Annotated in this window: 16 protein-coding genes; 9 read left to right on the forward strand and 7 right to left on the reverse strand. The window is 71.8% G+C overall.

Going from position 1 to position 22825, the window contains the following annotated elements:
- The first annotated feature begins 180 nt into the window (after positions 1–180).
- Positions 181–846, forward strand: coding sequence for a ScbR family autoregulator-binding transcription factor (locus ACIGDI_RS38300; RefSeq protein WP_399906731.1), 666 nt, complete (start codon positions 181–183; stop codon positions 844–846).
- A 10-nt stretch (positions 847–856) separates the two neighbouring features.
- Here ACIGDI_RS38300 and ACIGDI_RS38305 read toward each other — a convergent pair whose 3' ends face one another.
- A complete protein-coding gene (locus ACIGDI_RS38305; protein WP_399906733.1) occupies positions 857–1666 on the reverse strand; it encodes an SDR family NAD(P)-dependent oxidoreductase in 810 nt (269 codons plus the stop codon).
- A 16-nt stretch (positions 1667–1682) separates the two neighbouring features.
- Positions 1683–2405 (reverse strand): ScbR family autoregulator-binding transcription factor, encoded by a 723-nt coding sequence (locus tag ACIGDI_RS38310; RefSeq protein WP_399906735.1) that lies wholly within the window; start codon positions 2403–2405, stop codon positions 1683–1685.
- 262 nt (positions 2406–2667) lie between these two features.
- Between ACIGDI_RS38310 and ACIGDI_RS38315 the strand changes: the two genes are divergently transcribed.
- Together ACIGDI_RS38315 and ACIGDI_RS38320 are read left to right on the forward strand one after the other, a co-directional pair.
- The gene (locus ACIGDI_RS38315; protein ID WP_200699684.1) at positions 2668–3207 is read left to right on the forward strand and encodes a winged helix-turn-helix domain-containing protein; all 540 of its coding nucleotides are present in this window, start codon (positions 2668–2670) and stop codon (positions 3205–3207) included.
- Positions 3208–3272: 65 nt separating this feature from the next.
- Positions 3273–4310 (forward strand): LmbU family transcriptional regulator, encoded by a 1038-nt coding sequence (locus ACIGDI_RS38320; protein ID WP_399906736.1) that lies wholly within the window; start codon positions 3273–3275, stop codon positions 4308–4310.
- A 199-nt stretch (positions 4311–4509) separates the two neighbouring features.
- Here the strand turns inward: ACIGDI_RS38320 and ACIGDI_RS38325 are convergent, their stop codons facing one another.
- From ACIGDI_RS38325 to ACIGDI_RS38335, 3 genes are all read right to left on the reverse strand, one after another.
- Positions 4510–5778 (reverse strand): NAD(P)/FAD-dependent oxidoreductase, encoded by a 1269-nt coding sequence (locus tag ACIGDI_RS38325; RefSeq protein ID WP_399906738.1) that lies wholly within the window; start codon positions 5776–5778, stop codon positions 4510–4512.
- Entirely contained in the window at positions 5778–6101 is a 324-nt protein-coding gene (locus tag ACIGDI_RS38330; RefSeq protein ID WP_200699686.1) for a 2Fe-2S iron-sulfur cluster-binding protein, read from the reverse strand. Before ACIGDI_RS38330 ends, ACIGDI_RS38325 begins: the two co-directional genes overlap by 1 nt.
- An 80-nt stretch (positions 6102–6181) precedes the next feature.
- Positions 6182–7009, reverse strand: coding sequence for a 4'-phosphopantetheinyl transferase family protein (locus ACIGDI_RS38335; protein WP_399906740.1), 828 nt, complete (start codon positions 7007–7009; stop codon positions 6182–6184).
- 253 nt (positions 7010–7262) lie between these two features.
- Between ACIGDI_RS38335 and ACIGDI_RS38340 the strand changes: the two genes are divergently transcribed.
- A complete protein-coding gene (locus ACIGDI_RS38340) occupies positions 7263–7487 on the forward strand; it encodes a hypothetical protein (RefSeq protein ID WP_200699688.1) in 225 nt (74 codons plus the stop codon).
- 258 nt (positions 7488–7745) lie between these two features.
- Positions 7746–10709 (forward strand): BTAD domain-containing putative transcriptional regulator, encoded by a 2964-nt coding sequence (locus ACIGDI_RS38345; protein ID WP_399906742.1) that lies wholly within the window; start codon positions 7746–7748, stop codon positions 10707–10709.
- 71 nt (positions 10710–10780) lie between these two features.
- Here the strand turns inward: ACIGDI_RS38345 and ACIGDI_RS38350 are convergent, their stop codons facing one another.
- Complete coding sequence (locus ACIGDI_RS38350) at positions 10781–13072, reverse strand: prolyl oligopeptidase family serine peptidase (protein WP_399906744.1); 2292 nt, start codon at positions 13070–13072, stop codon at positions 10781–10783.
- Positions 13073–13380: 308 nt separating this feature from the next.
- Here ACIGDI_RS38350 and ACIGDI_RS38355 point away from each other — a divergent pair, with 308 nt between their 5' ends.
- Positions 13381–14892: a tryptophan 7-halogenase gene (locus ACIGDI_RS38355; RefSeq protein WP_399906745.1), complete on the forward strand. Its 1512-nt coding sequence runs from the start codon at positions 13381–13383 to the stop codon at positions 14890–14892.
- 18 nt (positions 14893–14910) lie between these two features.
- Here the strand turns inward: ACIGDI_RS38355 and ACIGDI_RS38360 are convergent, their stop codons facing one another.
- The gene (locus ACIGDI_RS38360) at positions 14911–15711 is read right to left on the reverse strand and encodes a BTAD domain-containing putative transcriptional regulator (RefSeq protein ID WP_399906747.1); all 801 of its coding nucleotides are present in this window, start codon (positions 15709–15711) and stop codon (positions 14911–14913) included.
- 393 nt (positions 15712–16104) lie between these two features.
- On the opposite strand from ACIGDI_RS38360, the gene ACIGDI_RS38365 reads away from it, so the two are divergent.
- The 3 genes from ACIGDI_RS38365 to ACIGDI_RS38375 all read left to right on the forward strand — a co-directional run.
- Complete coding sequence (locus tag ACIGDI_RS38365; RefSeq protein WP_399906749.1) at positions 16105–16890, forward strand: thioesterase II family protein; 786 nt, start codon at positions 16105–16107, stop codon at positions 16888–16890.
- The gene (locus ACIGDI_RS38370) at positions 16887–20714 is read left to right on the forward strand and encodes an SDR family NAD(P)-dependent oxidoreductase (RefSeq protein ID WP_399906750.1); all 3828 of its coding nucleotides are present in this window, start codon (positions 16887–16889) and stop codon (positions 20712–20714) included. Before ACIGDI_RS38365 ends, ACIGDI_RS38370 begins: the two co-directional genes overlap by 4 nt.
- Positions 20715–20801: 87 nt before the next feature.
- The coding region (locus ACIGDI_RS38375; RefSeq protein WP_399906752.1) for a condensation domain-containing protein at positions 20802–22825 on the forward strand (2024 nt) is incomplete at its 3' end.

Consider the following 22825-nt stretch of genomic DNA (forward strand, 5'->3'; position numbering starts at 1 on the left):
GGCAGTCCGTGTTCCTTCGTGCCGAGGTGACCGGTGCGCGGCCCGTGAGGATTCGGCGCGCGGGACTCATATTGGACCATTCGGTCTCTTACAGCTTCCCCTTGCCCACGTATAAGGTACGTGCTGGGCGGTTTCTTTGGTGCCCGTCTCAGGCATGTCCTCGATCTGAGGGGAGGTCCCGTGGCCCAGCAGGAGCGTGCGATCCGGACCCGCCGGGTAATTCTTCAAGCGGCGGCGGAGGTCTTCGCCGAGCGTGGGTACGCGGCCACGACGGTGGCCGACATCCTCAAGGTCGCCGGAGTCACCAAAGGCGCCTTGTACTTCCACTTCGACTCCAAGCAGGCCCTGGCCAAGGGCGTTCTGGGGGTGCAGACGTCGCTGGACGTCCCCGCCCAGAACTTCAGGCTCCAGGAGATGGTGGACACCGCCATGGTCGTGGCCCACCGGCTGTCGCGCGACCCCGTGCTGCGCGCCGGCGCCAAGCTCTCGGAGGACCGGGACGGGCGCAGCCAGTACGGCAGCGCCTGGCCGGCCTGGATAGAGCTGCTCACGGGCTACCTGGTCGAGGCGCAGCAACGCAACGAGGTTCTCGCGCACGTGGTACCGCGGGAGACCGCGGAGTTCGTGCTGACGGCCTTTCACGGCGCCCAGACCTACTCCCACCTGGAGATGGACCTGGCGGACATCGAGTACCGGATCTCCGTGCTGTTCCGGCACATGCTGCCCTCGATCGCGGCGCCGGCGGTCCTGGCGAACCTGGACACGGCTCCCGACCGGGGCGCCCGCGTGTACGCGCAGCTGCATCGTGACGAGTTCCAGGAACTCCAGGAGCTGCACGCCGGCTGACCCGGCCGGTTCACCAGGCCGTGGCCCCGCCGTCCACGGGCAGGGTCGCGCCGGTGACGAAGGATGCGGCGTCGCTGCACAGCCAGGCGGCGGCCTCCGCCACCTCCTCGGGGTCGGCGGCGCGGCCCTGGGGCGCCGAGGTGAGGCTGCGCTCCCTGGCCCCGGGATGGCGGGCGAACCAGCCGTCGGTCATCTCCGACCGTGTCAGGCCGGGGGCGATGACGTTGATCCGGATGCCGTCCTTCACGTATTCGACCGCAGCCGCCTTGGTCAGTCCGATGACGGCGTGCTTGGAGGCGATGTACGCGGCCCCGGCGGACGTGGCGACCAGGCCGGCCGTGCTGCTGGTGTTGACGATGGACCCGCCGCCGGACGAGATCAGCGCGCCGATCTCGTGACGCATGCAGTTCCACACCCCGCGCACATTGGTGTTCATGACCTGGTCGTACGCGTCGTCCTCCACCAGGTGGAGGGGGCTCGGCGGCACCACTGTGCCGGCGTTGTTGAAGGCGGCGTCCAGGCGGCCGTACGTGGTCGTCGCGTGCGCGACGGCGTCGGCGATCTCCGCCGATTTTTGCACGTCCCCCACCGCGTAGGAGGCCTCTCCGCCGGTGGCCCGGATCTCGTCCACGAGGTCCACCAGCCGCTTCTCCCTGCGGGCGACCAGCACCACGCGGGCGCCCCGCCGGGCGAACAGACGTGCCGCCGCCTGGCCGATCCCGCTGCTGGCACCCGTGATGAGGACGACCTTCCCTTCGAGCGAGTCCCGCCCTGCGGATGTCTCCGAGGCAGGTCTCACCGAAGCCTGCGCAGGCGTCATCAACGTTCCCCCGTCTTCATGCCCTGGCCGACCCCGGCAAGGTAACCGGGCTCCTGCCCGAAGAAGACAGCTCGGTCAGTTTTTGTTTTCCAAAATCTCCACAACGTGTGGACGGGGGCGCGGGGTCACCGGCCGGCAGGCCGAGGGCGGCGAGGGCCTCCGCCGTGGCAAGGCGGGGCAGGGTCAGGCGCCAGAAGCGGCTGAGCGAGGCGGGGGAGAGCCAGGCGGGATCGGTGCGGCCGAGGACCTCGAAACCGGTGGTGGCCGCCGCGATGGAGGCCGCCGCGTCCTGCCGGGCGACGCCCTCGGCGAGGAGGTTGTGGTCGCCGGCCTCGGTCAGCAGGTGGCGGATGCACTCGAACCATTCGCCCCGCAGGTCCAGAGCCCCGCGGTGGGGGCCGTCGCCGCAGCTGAGCCGGAAACCCGCGCGGGCCACGACGTCGTGGCGGAGGCGGTCGGCCAGGGCGTGGGAGGCGCCGGTCAGCCGCTGCAAGGCGTTCGCTCCGGGCCGTTGGACGCTGTGTGCCGCGTGGCGCAGGATCACGGCGGCCGTCGCTTCCACGGTGGAGGCCAGGGCCTCCTTGTTCGCGAAGTGGAAGTGCAGGGCCCCGGTGGTCACCCCGGCGCTGGAGCTGATGTCGGCCAGCCTCGCCCGGATGAACCCGTGTCGTTCGAACGCCTCGGCCGCCGAGCGGATGAGCAACTGGCGGGTGCGGACGGCACGTTCCTGTTTCATCATCGGCTTCTCCCGAGGGTGGATGCTGCGTACAGGTTATAAACCAGCAAGCTGGTTTGTTAATAGTGGCTTCGCTGAATGTAGCCTTCCGTTCACACATTGCCGCCAACGCTGTCAAATGTGCGTTGATTTGCGGCGATTTTGGCAATAGTGAGTGCCGGGTAAGACTGCGAAAGTAGGCTGCGAGGGGGTGAAAAAAACCTGGGCACTGGTATGTTTATGGGGGTCCTGTGTTGGAGTGGCCTGCCGAAGAGACGGGGTTCGGATGATCACGCAAGAGGGACAGACCCAGAACAAGTCGCTGACCAGGGAAGTGCAGTTGCTGCGCTGGCCGGCCCAGCAGGACCTGCGCGAGGAGTGCAGGTCCCGCGGTGTGCCGCGGATCCTGGTGGTCGAGGCGGGTCTGAAGGCGCCGGTCTGTGACGACATCTACGAGGACTGGGTCCGTACGCCGGTCGCCTCCCACGACCTCAAGGCGCGTGCCGACGCGCTGGCGCACCGCTACCGGCGTTTCCGCTCACCCCAGCTCGACGAGAACGGCGTGCTGTGGTTCGCCTCCCAGTCGGTGACGCTCTCGCCCACACAGGCCGAACTGCTGTCCCTGCTCGTGTCCCGCTTCGGCCAGGTCGTGCCGCGCGAGGTGCTCAGGTTCGAGGCGGGCCATGGCGCGGCGCCGATGACCCGCAACGCGCTCGACCTGCACATGATGCGGGTCCGGCAGCGGATCAACGTGCTGGGCCTCACCGTCCGCACCGTGTGGGGCCGGGGCTATGTGCTCGACGTCCAGAACGAGATGGCCTCCTGAGTCCCGCCCTCACTGCGAACCGAGACGACAGATACAGACAACCGACACAGACCGGGGGAACGTACGTGAGCTCGAACTATGGCGCCGAAGGCCACACGACGGCCCTGCCGCAGCCCACTCCGTGGATGACCAGGACTCCGCCGCCGCACCGCGGGATGCGCAAACCGCGCAACGACCAGGTGCTGACGACCAGGGTGGGACTGCAGATACCGGACGTGCTCTCGTTCGACGAGTGGGAGCGGGCCGGACGCCAGCTGGCCGGTGTGGTCGACTCGTCCTCGTGGTGGCTGGGCGACTGGCTGACCTACGGCAAGGACCACTACTCCGACCGCTATCTGCAGGGCATCCGCAGCGCCGGGCTGCGCTACCAGACCCTGCGCAACTACGCCTGGGTGGCCCGTCGGTTCGACATGACACGGCGGCGCGCACGGCTGACCTTCCAGCACCACGCCGAGGTGGCCTCGCTGCCCACCGAGGAGCAGGACCGGTGGCTGCTCAGGGCCGAGGAACTGTCCTGGACCACCAAGCAGTTGCGCAACGCGCTGCGGGAGGCCAGGGGCGTCGAGCCCACGGCTGCGTCCGACACCGTCCCCTTCCGTCAGCTGGCCGTCGCGCGCGAGCGGTACCGGCGCTGGAGCAAGGCCGCCGAGCAGAGCGGGGTCGAGGTCGCCGAATGGGTGCTCACCACCCTCGACTCGGCCGCCGAACAGATCATCGAGGACCCGGACGAGCCGACGTCGGCCGCCATCGCGGAAGCCACGTCGGCCGTAGTTGAGGAAGCCGTGTCGGTCGACGTGGAAGAGGCCGGTTCCGCCGGTGTCGGGGTCGCCGCGACGGTCGCCGTCGAGGCGACCGCGTCCGCCACCGTCGGGGAAGTCTCGTCGGCCGCGGTGGATGAGGCCGTGCCGACGGCTGTCGGGGAAGGTGCGCCGACCCTCGACGAAGGGGAGGTGCCGAGCGCTGTCGAAGGGGACGCTTCGGCTGTCTTCGCGGAAGCCGTGTCGGCCGTCGTGTCGGACGGGGCCGGAAACGTCTCGTCGGCCGGCCTCGGGGCAATCGGGTCGGAAGCCGTTGAAGAGGACTCCCCGGCCGGGGCGTACTAGGCGGGCAGGGGGACGTCGCGCACGTGCCGGAGGGCGCGTGCGCGACGGTGGTCGCGGAGGTGCCGGTACCGATCGGGTACCGGTGTCGTCCGCGACGCCGGCCGGGCGGCCCGATCGGGGCCCGCCCTGCCGGGGCGTTGGGTGCGGGGGCCTGGCCTGTGGGCGGCGGCCCTCGCCGGGGCGAGGCAGATGGCGCCTCTCACGCAGGTGCCGGTACGCGGCGGCCCGTGTGGGCCCTGAGGTGGCCCTTGAGGGAGAAGTCCGCCGCGGCCGCCTCCCAGCGGACGAGCGGGATGCCGTCCGCCAGCAGCCGGCGTGCTGCCATGTGGTCCGCGGGCCGGTCGACGGACTCGACGGAGACCAGCCGGTCGTCTCGGAACAGCAGCACGGAGAACCGGCCGGAATCCGGCTCGCCCAGGACGAGTTCGGCGTCGTGCCCGTGGCCGAGCCCCGCGATCTGCAGGGTCGCCGAGAACTGGGTGCTCCAGAACCAGGGCAGGTCGTCGTAGGTCCTGGCGGTACCGGTGAGCCGGTCGGCGACCAGGCGGGCGTGGTCGACGGCGTTCTGCACCGACTCGATGCGCAGGGGCGTGGCGGCACGCGGATGCGGAAACAGCGCGCAGTCGCCGACGGCCGAGATACGCGGGTCGCTCGTGAGCAGCAGGGAGTCGACGACGATCCCTCCGGCGACCTCGAGTCCGGCCGCCTCGGCCAGTTCCGTGCAGGGCACGGCCCCGACACCGGCCAGCACGAGGTCGGCGGGCAGCCTGCGGCCGTCGGTCAGCTCCACCGCGGCCACCCGTCCACCGTCCTCCGCGTGGAAGGCGCTGATCCCCTGCCCGAAGAGCAGCCGGTTGCCGTGCCGTTCGTGCAGCCGGGCGAAGTACTCGGCGGTCGCGGCCGAGGCGACCCGGGCGAGCGGGCGTCCCAGTGCCTCGACGACGGTCACTCGATGCCCCAGTTCCTGTGCCGCCGCGGCGAACTCAAGGCCGACGAAGCCGGCCCCGGCCACGACCACGTGCGCGGCCCCGGCGAGCTCCGCCTTGAGTGTCCGGGCGTCCGCCAGGGAGCGCAGGGTGTGCACGCCGCGCAGTCCGGCGCCGGGGACCGGAAGGGCCCTGGCCCGGGCGCCGGTCGCCAGGACCAGATGGTCGTAGGGGTGGACGCTTCCGTCGGCGAGGCGGACGGTCCGCGCGGCCCGGTCGAGGGCGACAGCGCTGCCGGTGACCCGCTCGACGGCGTTGCGTGTGTAGAACGTCTCCGGCCGCAGCCACAGCTGGCTCTCGTCCGCCGTTCCCTTCAGGAAGGCCTTGGACAGCGGCGGCCGTTCGTACGGCAGAAGCCCTTCGTCGCCGATGAGGGTGATGGGGCCCGAGTGACCGCGCTCGCGCAGGAACGTGGCGGTCTGGTGGCCGGCCTGTCCCGCGCCGACGACGACGATGCGGGCGGACATCCCGTGCGCGTCCATCAGCCCTGCCGTTCCGGGAGGAGGACCCGCAGTCCGTCGAGGTCCTCGCCGACCTTGAGCTGGCAGCTGAGCCGGCTGTTGGGCTCCCGCGGGCACGCCGTGAACTCCAGCATCTCGTCCTCCTCGGGGCCCACCGGGTCCAGCGCGGCGGCGGAGTCCTGGTCGACGTAGACATGGCAGCTGGCGCACTGGGTGTAGCCGCCGCACTGGCCGACGATGCCGTCGATGTCATTGGACAGGGCGCCGCGCATGACGGTGGTGCCCACGGGAAGGTCGAGTGTCTGCTCGCTCCGGTCGGCGGCCACATAGGTGATCTTGGGCATCGGGTTCTCCTCGCAGGGCGTTGAGGCTTCAGAAGGGTCGAGCAGGGGCGGGCCCCGGATTCCGATCGTTGCCGACCCCCTTAACTTCCTGAAAAGCGCGGAGAGTTAACGAGCAGGTCGGAGCCGTTTCCGGGCAGCAGTTCCAGACCGCTGCGCACGGTCGGGCGGACCGCGCGGGCGCCGAGCGCGGCCACGGCTGCGTGGTAGCCGTCGCCGAGCTCCAGGTCCGCGATCGCGGGGACCGGGCGTTCGGACCGCGGGCCGTGCCACCCCAGCAGGGCGGGCGGCCGGCCGGGCGCGGAGAGCGTGAAGTCCGTCATGGGGGTGTCGAGTCCTTCCCCGGTGGCCTTCAGTACGGCCTCCTTGCGCACCCAGTAGGTCAGGCAGGCGCGGCCGCGTCGCGCGGCGGGCAGCCGCTCGACCTCCGCCCGTTCGGCGGCGGTGAGGACGAGCTCGTACTCCGGTGGCAGGCCGGGGCCGGCCCAGGGCTCATGGCGTTCGACGTCCAGGCCCAGCGGCGTGTCCAGGGCGAGAGCCACTGCCACGAGCCGGCCCGAGTGGGAGATGGACAGCTGCCATCCCTCGGCGAGGCCGACCGCCTGCGGCTTTCCGTGCGGCCCGCCGCACCCCGGGCACCGGGTGTGCAGGCGGATCGCCTGCGGACCCGTGCCCATGAGGAAGGCCAGTGCCGTCCTGGCGAGCACCCGCCCGGTGACGAAGCGGGCCAGGTCGAGCTCATGGGCGAAGGACGAGGTGCGACTCAGCTCGGTGCTGTCGAGCAGATGGAACCAGGACGACGGCCGGGGCAGCGGGGGCAGTGACCAGATGCGGCACTCGGCGACCGACCGCGGCGCACCGGTGCCGGCGGCGGACACGGGCGTGACCGTGGCCGCTGGAAACGGCGTCATGGGTTTTCACCTCCGTACGACGGCAGTGCTTCTGCCGCCCTACCGAGTCTTCGTTTCGCCGAGCCGCTCCAGTAGCCGGAAATCCTCCGCTCTTCGGGGGTGGAAAACCTCCGCCCGCCGCCGTTATCACCGCGCCCGGCAGGCGAAGCTGATCCGATAACGGCCCGAAAAGACCGGTCTTTAAGTTTTCTGTCAGCCGCAAGGAAGCGCAGCTCAGAACCCCTGAGCGCCTCACAGACAGGAAACGAAGACAATGACGAAGAAGCTGAATGCCGCTGTCAAGTCCCTCGCCGTCACGCTGACCGCCGGTGTGAGCCTCGCGGTGGCCGTTCCCGCGGTGGCCGTGACCTTCGCGGCGCCGGTGCAGGCGGCGGCCTCGGTGCTGGCCGACCCGATCGGCTGGGGCACCACGAACTCCGCCCCCACCAGCGACACCGTGGTCTCGGCCGGCGCCCAGGGTGACCCCATCGGCTGGTAGACCGTTTCTCCGGCCGGCCCGACCCTCGGCACTTCCCCTGTCCTTCCCTCCGCTCCGATCCACTCGCCGAATTTCAGGGCCCATATCACCGGCCCGCGGCTCGAGTCACACTTCGTCGGAGCGTTCGAGAATTAACCAATCAGCAGCCTACGGAAGTTGATTGCGTATGCCGCCAGTGCATCGCACTGGACCATCTCGCCAGGTGACCTACATTGGTTGTCGTCCCGGAAAACAGGACTTCGACAAGGGGGAGCCGGAGTGGGCGCACACGTCAGCTTCAAGGTCTTGGGGCCCCTGGCGGTGACCGCGGGGGAGACGACCGTCCCGATCGGCGGCGGCCGTCAACGGACCATTCTCGCCCTGCTGTTGCTCACCCCCGGCCGTGTCGTGCCCGTGGACACCATGGTCGACGCAGTCTGGAACAGCAATCCACCGCCCACCGCCCGCACCCAGGTCGCCATCTGCGTCGCGGCGCTGCGCAAGCTCTTCAAGGCGGCGGACGTCACCGAGGACGTCATCGTCACCGCGCATCCGGGATACGTGCTCCACACCGCGGGGCACCGGTTCGACTCCGTCGAATTCGCCGATCTCGTCCAGGCGGCCGAACAGGCCGCGAAGGACGGTGAGTTGCCACTGGCCGCGCAGCTCTACACACAGGCGCTGCAGCTGTGGCGCGGGCCCGCGTTCGCGGGGGTGTACGGGCAGCTGATCGAGGACGAGGCGGCCCGTCTGGAGGAACACCGGCTCAATGCCTACGACGACTCCACCCTCGTACGACTGGAACTCGGCCAGCACCAGGAGCTCATTCCCGAACTGGCCGCCATGGTGCGCGAGCACCAGCTGCGCGAGCGCACCCGGCACCACCTGATGCTCGCCCAGTACCGCTCGGGCCGCCGCGCCGACGCGATGGAGACCTACCGGGACGCCCGCGAGCACTTCATCGAGGAACTCGGCATCGACCCGGGGCCCGACCTGAACGAACTGCACGACGCGATCCTGCGCGACGACCCGGCTCTGGCGGCCGCGGCGTCGGCCGAGGAACGCCGACCCGCACCGGTCGCACCCGCCGTTCCGTCCGAACTGCCGCCCGAGGTCCCGTCCTTCACCGGCCGCAAGGAGGAACTCGCCGCTCTGGAGAGCCTGGTGGGCGACGACGCCCAGGCCCAGGCGACCACCACGGTCGGTCTGATCACCGGTGCCGCCGGCATCGGCAAGAGCGGTCTGGCCATACGCTGGGCCTTCCGCGCCGCCGAGCACTTCCCCGGCGGCCAGCTCTTCGCCGACCTGTGCGGCTACGACGAACACCGCGAACCCGCCCGGGCACACGAGATACTCAGCCGGTTCCTGCGCTCCCTCGGGGTGCCCGGCGAGCAGGTCCCCGACGACCTGGAGGAGCGTGTCGCGCTCTACCGCAGCCTTCTCGCGGACCGCCGTGTCCTCATCGTCCTCGACAACGCCCGCACCTACGCCCAGGTCCGCCCGCTGCTGCCCGGCAGCGGTCACTGCTGTGTGCTGGTGACCAGCCGGGACCAGATGGAGGAGCTCGTCACCTGGCCGTCGCAGGCCCGGGTGCATCTGGGGCTGCTTTCCGAGGACGAGGGCATCGAGCTGCTCACCACCATCGTCGGCAAGGCCCGGATCGCGCCCGCCCGCGCGGACGCCGCCCGCCTGGTCGAGCTGTGCGACCGGCTGCCGCTGGCGCTCAGGATCGCCGCCGCCCGGCTCGCGTCCAAGCCGCACTGGACGGTGCGTTATCTGGTGAACCGGCTGACCGACGAGCGGCGCAGGCTGGACGAGCTCAGCCAGGGCGAGTCGCGGGTCCGCGCCAGCCTCGCGCTCAGCTACCGCTATCTGAACGAGGACGCGGCGCGGCTGCTGCGCAGGCTCGGGCTGCTGGACGTACCGGACTTCACCGCCTGGGCCGCCGCGGCAGTGCTCAACAAGGAGGTCCTGGACGCCGAGCGGATCGTGGAGGACCTCGTCGACGCCCAGTTCCTGGAGGTCGTCAGCGTCGACGCCACCGGGCAGCTGCGGTACCGCTTCCACACGCTCGTCCGGCTCTACGCGGCCGAGCGCGCACGGCAGGAGGAGACGGAGCCGGACCGGCTCGCCGCGACCACGCGGTTCCTGCGCACGTTCCTGACCATCGCGGAGGAGGCCGACCGCCGTGAGCACGGCGGCCACGGCACCGGGGTGCACAGCGCCGTCCAGCGCCGGCGGATCGACTCCTTCCTCATGGACGAGCTGCTGACCGTCCCGCTGGCGTGGTACGAGGCCGAGCGGCTCGCGCTGGTGGCCTCGGTGCGGCAGGCCGCCAGAGCGGGCGAGGCCGAACTCGCCTGGGACCTCACGGTGTGCGCGTCGGCCTTCTTCGGGACCCGCAGCTACACCGACGACTGGCGGGCCTGCTGCGAGGTGGCCCTGGAGGCCGCCCGCGCCGTGGGCGACCTGCGCGGCCAGGGGGCGATGCTGTTCGGTCTCGGCGCGCTGGAGCTGATCTACAGCCGGCTGGAGAACGCCGCCTCGTACCTGGAGAAGGCGCTGCACTTCTACACGGAGGCGGGCGAGGACCACGGGCGGGCGATGGCCCTGCGCTCCCTCGGCCAGGGCGACCGCATGCGGGGCGACTCCGACAGCGCGGTCGCGCGCTTCACGGAGGCGCTGCCCCTCTTCCGGCAGGTGGGCAACCGCACCGGTGAGGTGCACACCCTGCACAACATGGCGGAGAGCGAACTGGACCGGGGGAACGTGGACTCGGCGCTCACCTTCGCCCTCACCGCCGTGGAGCTGGAGGAGAGCGGCGCGCCCGACACCCGCAACCTGGCGCAGGCGCTGTACCGGCTGGGGCTGGTCCGGCTGGCCGAGGGAGAGTTGGCGGCGGCCGAGGCGTCGTTCCTGCGGGCGGTGCGGATCGTCAAGGAGAAGGCGGACATGATCGGTCTCGCCTACGCGCTGCTCGGTCTGGGGGAGACCCGTCTGGCCCAGGGGGAGACGCAGCTCGCCGAGGCGACGCTGACGGACGCGCTGGAGATCGCGGACGACTGCCGCAGCCGGCTGGTGGCGGGCCGGGTCGGCCTGGTCCTCGGCGAGGTGAACCGGCGGCTCGGCCGCAACGACGCGGCCCGCGCGATGCTCCGTACCGCACAGGAGAGCTTCGCCGCCGTCGGAGCGTCGGGCTGGCAACAGCGCGCCGAGGAGGCCCTGGGCGCCCTGGTCGGCTGAGGCCGGAAAGGCAGGTGCCCGTGGCCGGACGTGAGTCCGGGCACGGGCACCTGGTTCGTGGGGTGTGAGGGTCAGGCGAAGAGTTCGGCCAGGGCCTCCATGTCCACCGGGACCGGCGGGAGGCGGAAGTCCGCGGGGGGCTCGGCGCCGAGGAGGTTGCGGACGAGGAAGTCCCAGCGGCGCTGGGTGACGTAGTGCTCGTAGCCGAAGTAGATGTGGTCGGCGTCGGGGACGAGCAACAGGTCGAAGTCCTTGCCGTGGGCGATCAAGCGCTCGGCGAGCCGCAGGGTCACCTGCGGGGGCACCCGGTCGTCGAGACCGCCGTGGACGAGCAGCAGCCTGCCCTGGAGACGGTCCGCGTGCTCGGCGTTGGACAGCTGGGCGTAGGTCGCCGCGTCGAACGGTCCCTGGTAGGCCTCGCCGAGGACCGGCTCCAGGTACCGGAAGTCGTGCATGCCGGACTCGGCGACACCCACCTTGAAGACGTCCGGATACTTCAGCAGCGCGCGTACGGCGGCGTACCCACCCGAGGACATGCCGGTGACGCCCACCCGGTCAAGGTCCATCCACGGCCGGGTGGCGCCCAGTTCGCGCAGGGCGGCGACGTGGTCGGCGAGGCCGCAGGCGTCACCCAGGTTGCCGTAGGAGGCGTCGTGGAAGGCCTTGTCGCGGCCGGGGGAGCCCTTGCCGTCCACGGCGATGACGACGAACCCCAGGGCGGCGAGCGCCTCAGCGTCGTAGCCGTAGTGACCGGGGTCGAAGGAGGGGCTGACGCGGGGCGCGGTGGGCAGGCCGTACGGGGTGTCGACGACCGGGTAGCGCCCGGCGGGGTCGAAGCCGTGCGGGAGGTACAGCAGTCCGTGGATGTCGGTGGTTCCGTCGGCCGAGCGGACCTTGAAGCGCTCCGGCGCCTGCCAGCCGGTCTCCCGCAGAAGGGAGATGTCGGCCTGTTCGAGCTCGACCAGGACCTTGCCCGCCCAGTCCCGCACGGTGGTCACCGGGGCGGTGCCGGTGGTGGAGGCGGAGTCGACGAAGTACTCGGCGTTCGGCGCGAGGGTGACGACGTGGTCGAGACCGTCGTCGGTGAGCCGGACGAACCCGGAACCGTCCAGGTTTGCCACGCACACCGTGCGCCGGTACGGGTCCTCCTTCACCAGTCCGGCGACGGTGAAGTAGACGACCCGCTCGGTCTCGTCGAGGTGCAGGATCTCCTGCACCGACCAGGTTCCGGAGGTCACCGGGACGATGAGCTCGCCGGAGTGCGCGGCGTGCAGGTACAGGTGGCCCTGGCCGTCGCGCTGGGAGTACCAGAGCACCTCCTTGCCGCCGGCCAGCACCCTGACCGCGGGCGGCTGCAGCTGCTGCTGGGCGGGCTCCACCCGGGTTCGGCCGGACTCGGTCAGGACGACGCTCACCTCGCCGGAGGCGGCGTCGAGCCGGTGCAGGGTCAGGGTGCGGGCGTCACGGCTGCGGCTGAGGTAGTACGCGGCCGAGCCGTCCGCGGCCCACCAGGCCCACTTCTGGAAGATCGGCGACATCGTGGACATGTCCACCGGCTCGCCCTGCGCCCGGGTGACCGTGCCGGCCTCGACGTCGATCACGACGAACTCGGCCCGCGGTATGTGCTCGTCACCGGCGACCGCGTAGCGCGGGGAGAGCAGGGCGGGTTCACCGCCGTCGGCGGGGGCCGCACGCAGCAGGTGCGTACGGCGTACGCCCCGCTGGTCGGTGAGGTGCGTCAGCAGCCGCTTGCCGTCCGGCGACCAGGCCACGGCGGGCGGCAGATGGGGCAGCCCGATCTTGCCGAGCAGCGTGGAGTACATGAGGTAGTCCGGGTTGGCGGCATAGTCCCGGTCCTCGGTGCCGTCGGAGGTCAGCGCCCAGTCGCGGGTGCCGTCCAGGGTGCGGGCGCGCAGGTCGTGCCCGGCGCGGTAGACCGCGTACCGGCCGTCCGGGGAGACCACCTCCAACGGGTTGCCCGGCGTGCGTGCCTCGGTCCGCTCACACGTGTAGTCGGCCAGTCGGCACCGCCAGTGCTCGCCGAACGCGTCGAACTCCACCGCCTCGGCATCGGGCTGGATCGAGGGGAAGGGCAGCGCGGCCGCGTCCACACTCTGCCCGGACGCCTCGGCCAACGCCCGGGCCAGCCGCTCGTGGTCGAAGGCCTCCTGCCGGGTGCCGGCCTTCACATCGACGAGGACGAACCGTTTCCCCTTGCTCGTGGAGACGGAGTACCAGAAGCGCGCGCCGTTCTCGAGCCAGCGCGGCGTGACCCTGTCGCCGAAAACGAGTTCCTTGCGGTGGTGCCGCAGCAGGCGCTCTGCCGTCTGGTAGGCCCGCACATCGAGTTGGGTGCCGTGCATCGGTGAGCCCTTTCGTTGGGGTAATTCGCCCGTGAGCCGCAGAAGAATGGATGAAGGCGGAAGAGGGGCGTCTCATCATCGCCACTTCACCCTTTTCTTGACCAGCCCGGGACGGGGGCGCCAGACGCTGTCCTGTCGCCGGGACAGAAGTCGGTGTCCGGCGTCCCGTGAACCCTGTGCCTGGTCAGAGAAAGCGTGGAAGTCGGCCCGGATATAGAGGTCCCATAGATCCGGCTGCGACAGTGGCCGGGCGGGATGGAAAGAGACCGGACAGGTTCACAAGTGAACACAGGAATTGAGGTGCTGGCGTGAGTGCGCGGAACCCGGACAATGTCGTGATCGTCGGTGGCGGTGTCGCAGGCTGGATGGCCGCCTCGTATCTGAAAGCCGCATTCGGCGACCGGGTCTCGGTCACCCTCCTCGACCCCGGCGCGGCCGACGCCGTGGAGGAGGACGAGGCGAGCCTGGGGGACCTGGGGAGGTTCTTCGACGTCCTCGGCCTCGCCGAGGAGGACTGGATGGCCGCCTGCGAGGCGACGTACAAACTGGCCGTCCGTTTCCAGGACTTCAGCCGCCCCGACCACTACTTCTACCTGCCCTTCGAGGGGGCCCGGGAGGCCGGCGGCTTCCCGCTGACCGAGTGGTGGCTGCACAGCGGTCCGAGCGGGCGCTTCGACCGGGACTGCTTCGTCGCCGCGTGGCTGTGTGACGCCGGGCGCAGCCCGCGCGCGTCCCACTCGGCCCTGCCCGGCGGCGCGCCGGCGGCCGGCCCCTATGGCTACCACTTCAAGGGCGAGGCGCTGGCCGGGTACCTCGCCGGCTACGCGGTGGAGCGGGGCGTACGGCGCCTGACGGGCGAGGTCCTGGACGTGCGGCTGGACGAGCGCGGCTGGATCGACCACGTGGTGACCGCCGTCCACGGGGCCGTCCACGGGGACCTGTTCGTCGACTGCACCGGCACGGCGGGGCTGCTGCTGCGCCAGGCGCTCAAGGTGCCGTGGCTGTCGTACCGGAACTCGCTGCCCGGCGACGCCGTGGTGGCGCTCGACGTGCCCGCGGACATGAAGGCGCACGGCATCCCGCCCTACACGACCGTCACCGCGCAGGCGGCGGGCTGGATCCGGACCGTGCCGCTGCGCAGCCGGATCGGCACCGGTTACGTGTACGCCCGGGAGTACTGCACGTCCGAGGAGGCCGAACGCACGCTGCGCGAGTTCGCCGGGCCGGAGGCGGCCGGCGCCGAGGCCGTGCACTCCGCGCTGACCACCGGGCGCAGCCTGACGGCGTGGCGGCACAACTGCGTCGCCGTCGCGGGGGCCGCCGGCCGGGTGGAGCCGCTGCAGACGACGCAGGTGTCCTTCACCCATCACGCGCTGGAGCAGCTGGTGCGGCACTTCCCGGGCGCCGACTGGCACCCGCGGCTGCGGGAGGGCTACAACGCGGCCGTTGCCCAGGAGCTGGACGGGGCCCGCGAGTTCCTCACCCTGCTCTACCAGGGCACGGCCCGCGACCACACGCAGTACTGGCGGGACGCCAAGACCCGTCCGGTGCCGGACGGGCTGGCGGAGCGGATCGAGCACTGGCGGGTGAGGCTGCCCGGCGGCGAGCACCTGCCGCCGTACCAGCGGGGGGTGCCGGCGCACGCGTACGCCACCGTCCTGCTCGGCACGGGGGCCATCGAGGTGCGCCCGCCGACCGCCGTGGTCCTCGCCGACGACGCAGTCGCGCGGGCGGAGTTCGCTGCGGTGCGGCGGACGGCACAGGGGTTGGTCGAGTCGTTGCCCACTCAGTACGACTACCTGAGGCGGATCAGTGCCTGACCCGGGTTCCTGGGGCCTTCACGCCGGATCCCGGCGCCGCTCGTCGAGGGCGTCCGGGGCGTCGACGGGGGAGAGGGGCGCGTAGAGGCGCGGGTCCGCCGTGAGGATGGCGCGGTGGACGCCGCGCAACAACGGGCCGGGCTCGACGCCGATCTCCCGGGCGAGCAGGTGCCTGCCGCGGTCGTAGACGGCGAGGGCCTCGCCCTGCCGGTCGCAGCGGTAGAGAGCCGTCATCAACTGGGCGCGGAAACGTTCATGCAGGGGGTGTCGGGAGACCAGCCGGGTCAGTTCGGGCAGCAGCCGCGGATGCCGGCCCAGCGCGAGATCGGCCTCGATCCGGCCGGCCAGGACGGTGGTGCGGGCCTCCTCCAGGGGAGGCCCCTCGGCGCCCGCCAGATGTTCCGAGACGCCCGCGAGCGCGGGCCCGCGCCACAGCACGAGCGCGCCCCGCAGCAGGTCGGAGGCCTCTTGGTACTTCCCCTCGGCGAGCGCGGCCTTGCCCCGCCCGGCGAGCTCCCGGAACTCCAGCAGGTCCACCGACGCCGTCCCGGTGCGCATCTCGTAGCCGTGCGCGCGGCGGACGATGCCGGCCTCGGGGCCGAGCGCGCGGCGCACCCGGGAGACATGGTTGTAGAGCTGCGCATTGAGCGTGGCGGGCGGCCGGCCCCCCCACAGGAACCAGCTCAGCCCGGTGTCGGCGACGACCGAACCCTCGGCCAGCAGCAGGGCCGCCAGCACGGTGCGCTGCTTCGCCCCGTCCAGCACGATCTCCGTCGCGCCGTCCCGTACCCGTACGGGACCCAGAATGCCGTATTCCATGGAAAACCTCGTAGTCAGTCGTGGGGACCGGTACCTGGTCCCGGGATACCGGACGAAAACCGGGATGTCCTGTCGCCGGGACAGCCCTGCCGTGGCCGGAACGCAGCTGTTCTCTCCGGCACTTGAAGCAGCTTGACTCCGGCCTGACGCAGGGCGGAAGGTATGGGACGTCGTACGGGGGTGGATTCAGGAAATGTCTGCGTGTTTTCGGCGGACCGCACTTCCGGTCGACTTCCCGTGCCGCCGGTTTTTCTTTTAGCCGGTCTCCCGTACCGAAAACGTCGAGACAAACGCCGCCGTCGGACCGTCGCCGTACTGAGTCGCGCGCTGGGATCTGCTCGCCGGGGCGAGCGGCCCCGGCCTGCGCGAGAACGAGCGAGGAGTAACCCGCAGATGATTCCGTTGGAAATCCAGGAACTGGCCCCCGAAACCCCGTACATATGGCGCGCCAAGCGGCCGAGGGCCACCCGTCGGCTGATCTGTTTCCCGCACGCGGGTGCCGGTGCGGCCGCCTACGCCGACTGGGCCTCGCTGCTGCCGGCCGACGTGGAGCTGGTCGCCGTGCAGCTGCCGGGGCGCCAGAACCGGATCGCCGAGGACCCGTTCACCGAGGTCGGCCCGCTCGTCAACGTGCTCACCCACGCGCTGCGCCCGGTCCTCGACCTGCCGTTCGCGTTCTTCGGGCACTCCGGAGGCGCGATGCTCGCCTTCGAACTGGCCCGCGCGCTGCGCGACCGCGGCGGCCGCGGACCCGAGCAGCTGTTCCTGTCCGCGCAGCCCGCACCGGGCGCGTCCGCGGTACGGCAGCTGCACGCGCTGTCCGACGAGGACTTCCACGCGGAGATCGTCGCGTTGGGCGGCGTCGACGAGGAGCTCGTCGAGGACGAGGACGCCATGGAGGCCATGCTCTGGGTGCTGCGGGCGGACTTCACGCTCTACGAGCGGCACTGCCTGGAACCGGGCACACCGCTCGACACCCCGATCACCGCGCTGTGCGGCGACGCGGACCCACGGGCCCCGCTCGCCGAGGTCATGCGGTGGCGGGAGCAGACCACCGGCGCGTTCAGCGCCGAGGTGTATCCCGGCGGCCACTTCTACTTCATCGAGGACCCCGCCCCGGTGGTGTCCCTCATCGCCGGCCGACTGGCCGCCCCGGCTACGGCGGGGAGGACCGCATGAGCGCCTCCGACCCGATCGACCAGGACGTCCTGCGGGCCCTGACCGAGGCGGTCGGGGCCGTGCCCGGCGTCCGGGACGCGGCCGCCGTCGCCCGCAAGGGCGTACGGGCGGCCGCGCGGTCGCGCCCGGCCGTCCCGGAGCGGACGGCCGCGCCCGCCCCGGAGTGTCCTTCCGCCCGGGCGGGGACGCCCGCGGCCGACCTGTACGGCGGCGACATACGCCTGCCCGGCGACGCCCCCCGCACGCTGCAGGAAGGGCTGTGCCGGGCCGCCCGGCAGGCCCCGGACAAGGGGACGGTGTACATCACAGAGGGAAACGACGACGTCCTGCAGACCTACGCCGAGCTCCTGGACGAGGCCCAGCACGTGCTCGGCGGGCTGCGCGCCGCGGGCCTTCGGCCCGGAGACGCCGCCCTGTTCGTCTTCGGCTCCAACCGGGGCTATCTGACCGCCTTCTGGGCCTGCGTGCTCGGCGGGTTCGTGCCGACCCCGGTGGCCGTCGCCACGACGTACACCGCGGAGAACGAGGCCAACCGCAAGCTGCGCGGCGCCTGGCAGCTCCTCGACCGCCCGGTCCTGGTCACCGACGCCGCCACCGAGCCCGACCTGGTCCAGGTGCGGGCCCTGTGGGACGAGCCGGACGTGCGCGTCCTGACCGTCGAGGAGCTCGCCCGGCACGAGGCCGACACCGCGTGGTTCCCGGCGACCCCCGACTCGCCGGTGCTGAACCTGCTGACCTCGGGCAGCACCGGGGTGCCGAAGTGCGTGCAGCACACCAACTCCAGCGTGGTGTCCCGGACCTACGCGGTCATCCAGCACTGCGGACTGACCGCCGACGACATCAGCCTCATCTGGATGCCGTTCGACCACGTGACGGTCGTCTACTACAACGTGCGCGACGTGTTCCTGCAGTGCCTGCACGTCAACGCCAAGATCGACCACTTCCTGTCGGACCCGCTGCTGTGGCTCGACTGGGCCGACCGCTACCGCGTCACCAACACCTGGGCGCCCAACTTCGCCATGGCGCTGGTGAGCGAGCGGGCCGCGGAGATCGCCGAACGCTCCTGGGACCTCTCGCGCCTGCGCGACGTCGTCAACGCCGGCGAACCGGTCATCGCGGCGACCAGCCGGCGGTTCCTCGAACTCCTCGCCCCGCACGGGCTGCCCGCCGATGCGATGGTCCCCTGCTGGGGCATGTCCGAGACCTGCTCGGGTGTCACCTACACCCGCCAGAGCCGCGAGGACCACACCGCGGGCACCGTCGCCATCGACCCGGCCTCGCTCGGCGGCACCATCCGCCACCTCGCCCCCGCGGACCAGGACGCCGTCGTCCTGACCCGGGTCGGCCGGCCGATCCCCGGCGTGCGCCTGCGCGTCGTCGACGACGCCGGGCGGGTCCTGCCCGAGGGCCGCATGGGCGAACTGCGCATCACCGGCCCCACGATCATGGCCGGCTACTTCCGCAACGAGGAGGCCAACCGGGAGGGGTACGACGAGCAGGGCTGGTTCCGCACCGGGGACCTGGCCTTCGTCCACGACGGCGAGGTCGTCATCGCGGGCCGCAAGAAGGACCAGATCATCGTCCGCGGCACCAACTACATGGCGCACGAGCTGGAGAGCGTCGTCGAACGCGTCGACGGCGTGCGGGTCACCTTCTCGGCCGCGGTGGGCGTGCGCGAGCCCGGCGCCTCGACCGACCAGCTGGTCGTCTTCTACGTACCGAAGAGCTGGGACGCCGCCGCGCTCGCCCGCACCGACGAACAGGTGCGCGCCGTCCTCGTCCGCGAGTCCGGGGTCGCGCCGGACGTGATCGTCCCGGTCACCGAGGCGGAGTTCCCCAAGACCGCCAACGGCAAGATCCAACGGCCCTCGCTGGTGGCCCGGTTCAAGGCCGGCGCGTTCGCCGACCGGGTGTCCGCCGCCGCCGACGAGCCGCAGGACGACACCTGGATCTTCGGACGCCAGTGGACGCGGCTCGCCGAGCCCGCGGCAGCCGACCCGCACCCGGCCGGGGCCCCTGGGGTGTGCCTCGTGCTCGCCGCCGACGACGACGCCGAACGCCTCGGCATCGACGTGACGGCCGTCACTGTCCGCAGGGGCGAGGAGTTCACCGAGCAGACGCCGTACCGCTTCCGGGTCCCGGCGGCCGACCGCGTGGCACTGCGCCGCCTGCTGTCGACCGTGACCACCCTCCACGGCGGCCTCGCCTCCGTCGTGTTCGCGCTGCCGCTGTCGCTCACGGGCGAGCCCGACGAGCGCCTGGCCACCGCCACCGCCGAGCTGGCCGCGCTCGTCGCGGTGCTCGCCGACGGCGAGTTCGGCCGGCCGCAACTGCTCGTCGTCACCCGGGGCGCGGTGCACGTGCACGACGGCGACCGCGTCGACCTGGGCGTCTGCGCGCTGAGCGGCCTGGTGCGCACCGCCGTCGGCGAGGCAGCCCCGCTGCCCGTGCGCCTGCTCGACCTGCCTGCCGACACCGCCGACTGGGCGTCGGCCCTGCGTGCCGAACTCGCCGATCCCGGCCGCACGGGCATCGTCGCCGCACGCCGCGGCGAGCGCTGGCAGCCGAAGCTCGCCCCCGTCGCTCCGGTGGATGCCACGGCCACCGGTGGGCCGGTGCACCCGGGCGGGATCTACCTGATCACGGGCGGCCTCGGCGGCATCGCCCACGACATCGCCGCCTATCTGCTCGCCGCGTTCGGCATCCGCCTGCTGCTGGTGGGCCGTTCACCCGCCGACGGCACCAAGGCGGCCCGGCTCGCCGAACTGCGCGCCCTCGGACCGGCCGACGGAGTCGTCTACGAGCAGGTGGACGTCGCCGACCCGGACGCGCTGGAGAAGGCGATCGTGACGGCGGAGGAGCGCTGGGGCCGGCCGCTGGACGGCGTGCTGCACCTGGCGGCGGCCGACCCGACCGGGCAGTGGGCCGACCTGGAGCGGCACACCATCGCCCGGGAGAGCGCCGAGACCTACGCGCAGCAGTACCGAGCCAAGGTCACCGGGACGCTGGCCGTGGCCCGGGCCCTGGAGAGCCGGCCGCAGGCGTCGCTCGTGCTGTTCGGCTCGGTCAACGGCGAGTTCGGCGGCCACTCCTTCGGCGCCTACTCCGCCGCCAACAGCTTCCTGACCGGCTTCACCGACCACTGGCACCACGAACGCCGGCGGCCGGTGCACTGCCTGGCCTGGTCCCTGTGGACCGGCGTCGGCATGAACAGCGGCCAGCCGACGGCGGCGGCCGAGAACCGCGGCTTCCGGGCACTCGACCCGGAGACCGGCCTGCGGCTGTTCCTCGACGCACTGGCCCTGCCCGACCCCTACCTGGTCATCGGCCTCGACGCGGACAACCCGCACATCGTCGAGGAACTCGCCGCCCAGCGGCTGCGGGTCAGCGAGGTTCTCGTCGCCTACGTCGCCGAGGGCGGCGCCGGCGACGAGGTCCGCACCGCCGTCACCGCGTGCGCGGCCGACTGCCCGGTGCCCGTGCGCATCGCCGAGGTGCCCCGCATCCCGCGGGACGCCTTCGGCACCGTGGACACCGCCCAACTGCTGCGCGACACGGCGCCCCGCGGGCCCGCCCGCCGCTACAGCCCGCCCGAGACCGAACTGGAGAACCGGCTCGCCCACGTCTGGGCCGAGGCACTGGGCCGCGCACAGGTGGGCCGGGACGAGTCCTTCTTCGAACTGGGCGGCAACTCGCTGCGCGCCACCCGGCTGCTCGCGCTGACCGACCGGAAGCTCGGCGTCCGGGTGAGCACGCAGGAGCTCTACGAGAACCCGACCGTGGCGGGCATGGCCGTGACGATCGGCCGGCACCGGGTCGGCTGACCTGCCCGACCGACAGCCCGCCCGCCGGGCGTCCCGTCACCGCACACCACGTCTGCGCAGGACGACTGACCGAGGAGTAGACCCCACATGACCACCTTGTCCTTCGCGCAGCGGCGCCTGTGGTTCATCGACCGCTTCGAGGGGCCGTCGGCGACGTACAACATCCCCTTCATGCTGCGCCTGACCGGCCGGCTCGACGTGGACGCGCTGGCGTCGGCCCTGCGTGACGTGGTGATCCGGCACGAGAGTCTGCGCACGGTCTTCGTCGTCGACGACGGAGTGCCCGCGCAGCACGTCGTACCCGCCGGGGAACTGCGCCTCGACCTGCCCCTGGTCAAGGCCGCTCCCGGGGAGGCGGACGCCCTGGTGGCGCGGGCCGTGGCCCACCAATTCGACCTCTCCTCGGAGATCCCCGTGCGCACCACCCTGGTCCGCACGGGACCCGAGGAGCACACCCTCGTCCTCAACATCCACCACATCGCGGCCGACGGCGAGTCGATGGTGCCGCTCACCCGCGACCTGGCCTCGGCCTACGAGGCGCGCCTGGAATCCCGGGAACCCGACTGGGAGGAACTGCCGGTCCAGTACCGGGACTACACGCTGTGGCAGCGCGAGATGCTCGGCGACGAGGACGACCCCGACAGCCCCCTCGCCGTCCAGCTGGACTACTGGCGCCATGAACTCGCCGGTTCCCCGGACCAGTTGCAGCTGCCCTTCGACCGGCCGCGGCCCGCGGTGATCAGTCACCGCGGCGCCATGGTCGACTTCCCGATCCCGCGCGAGCTGGCCGAGGCGGCCGAGCGCCTCGCCGCCGCGCACGGCGCGAGTACGCCCATGGTGATGCAGACCGCCCTCGCGGTGCTGCTGCACCACCTGGGCGCGGGCGAGGACATACCGATCGGCGCCACCATCGCCGGCCGCGTCGACGAGGCCCTGCTCGACCTGGTGGGCTTCTTCGTCAACACGTGGGTGCTGCGCGCGGACCTGTCGGGCGCGCCGTCGTTCCGGGAGGTCCTGGACCGCGTCCGGGACCGGGCGCTGGCCGCGTACGACAACCAGGACGCGCCGTTCGAGCGGCTGGTGGAGGTCCTCAACCCCGAGCGCTCCACCGCCTACCACCCGCTGTTCCAGGTGATGTTCACCTGGCAGAGCAACGACCGCATCGACCTCGACCTGCCGGGCGTGCACGGCCGACTGGAGGCCGTGCCCACCCACACCGCGAAGTTCGACCTCGAGTTCAACTTCGCCGTCGACCCCGCCGACGGCGGCATGCGGTGTGTCGTGGAGTACGCGACCGACCTGTTCGACCGCGTCACGGTGGAGAACATCGGGGCCCGTTTCGTCCAGCTGCTGGACACCTTCCTCGCCGAGCCCGACCGGCCGGTCCGCGCGACGGACGCGCTGCTGCCCGGCGAACGCGAGCGGCTGGCCAGGTTCGCGGGACAGGCCGCGCACACGCCCGCGCTCACCATCCCGGAACTCTTCGAGCAGCAGCTCGGCGTGGACCCGGAGGCGCCGGCGGTGGAGTGCGGGGCGGTGCGGCTGTCGTACCGCGAGCTGGACGAGCGGGCGAACCGTCTGGCGCGTGCCCTGGTCGCGCGGGGGGTGACCGGGGAGTCGGTGGTGGGGCTGGCGTTGCCGCGCTCGGCGGACCTGGTGGTCGCCCTGCTGGGCATCATGAAGTCCGGCGGCGCCTACCTGCCCATCGACCCCCGCTACCCCGGCGGACGCCTCAGCGCGGTCCTCTCCCAGGCCACGCCCGTGCTGCTGCTGACCGACGCCGCGACGGCGCCGACACTTCCCGGACACGACGTCCCGGTCGTCCTCCTGGACGAGCTGGACCTCGACGGCGCCGACCCGAGCCCCGTCGCGGTGGACCTCCACCCCGACAACCTCGCCTACGTGATGTACACCTCCGGCTCCACCGGCGTCCCCAAGGGCGTCGCGATCACCCACCACGGCGTGGTCAACGGCGTTCTGCGCCTGGCCAGCGTGGTCGGACTGGGCCGCGACTCACGGATGCTGGCGGGCACGTCCATCAATTTCGACGTGTCGGTGTTCGAGGTGATGACGGCGCTGACGAGTGGCGGTGTCGTCGAAGTGGTTCGTGA

Origin of the sequence: Streptomyces sp. NPDC085900, assembly GCF_044540925.1 — a bacterium.
GTDB classification, from domain to species: domain Bacteria; phylum Actinomycetota; class Actinomycetes; order Streptomycetales; family Streptomycetaceae; genus Streptomyces; species Streptomyces gilvifuscus.

Excerpts from the sequence above, each read along its gene's own strand:
- ACIGDI_RS38305 (WP_399906733.1), bottom strand. The coding sequence starts at position 1,666 with ATGACGCCTGCGCAGGCTTCGGTGAGACCTGCCTCGGAGACATCCGCA.
- ACIGDI_RS38310 (WP_399906735.1), bottom strand. The coding sequence starts at position 2,405 with ATGATGAAACAGGAACGTGCCGTCCGCACCCGCCAGTTGCTCATCCGC.
- ACIGDI_RS38315 (WP_200699684.1), top strand. The coding sequence starts at position 2,668 with ATGATCACGCAAGAGGGACAGACCCAGAACAAGTCGCTGACCAGGGAA.
- ACIGDI_RS38325 (WP_399906738.1), bottom strand. The coding sequence starts at position 5,778 with ATGGACGCGCACGGGATGTCCGCCCGCATCGTCGTCGTCGGCGCGGGA.
- ACIGDI_RS38330 (WP_200699686.1), bottom strand. The coding sequence starts at position 6,101 with ATGCCCAAGATCACCTATGTGGCCGCCGACCGGAGCGAGCAGACACTC.
- ACIGDI_RS38335 (WP_399906740.1), bottom strand. The coding sequence starts at position 7,009 with ATGACGCCGTTTCCAGCGGCCACGGTCACGCCCGTGTCCGCCGCCGGC.
- ACIGDI_RS38340 (WP_200699688.1), top strand. The coding sequence starts at position 7,263 with ATGACGAAGAAGCTGAATGCCGCTGTCAAGTCCCTCGCCGTCACGCTG.
- ACIGDI_RS38350 (WP_399906744.1), bottom strand. The coding sequence starts at position 13,072 with ATGCACGGCACCCAACTCGATGTGCGGGCCTACCAGACGGCAGAGCGC.
- ACIGDI_RS38360 (WP_399906747.1), bottom strand. The coding sequence starts at position 15,711 with ATGGAATACGGCATTCTGGGTCCCGTACGGGTACGGGACGGCGCGACG.
- ACIGDI_RS38365 (WP_399906749.1), top strand. The coding sequence starts at position 16,105 with ATGATTCCGTTGGAAATCCAGGAACTGGCCCCCGAAACCCCGTACATA.
- ACIGDI_RS38370 (WP_399906750.1), top strand. The coding sequence starts at position 16,887 with ATGAGCGCCTCCGACCCGATCGACCAGGACGTCCTGCGGGCCCTGACC.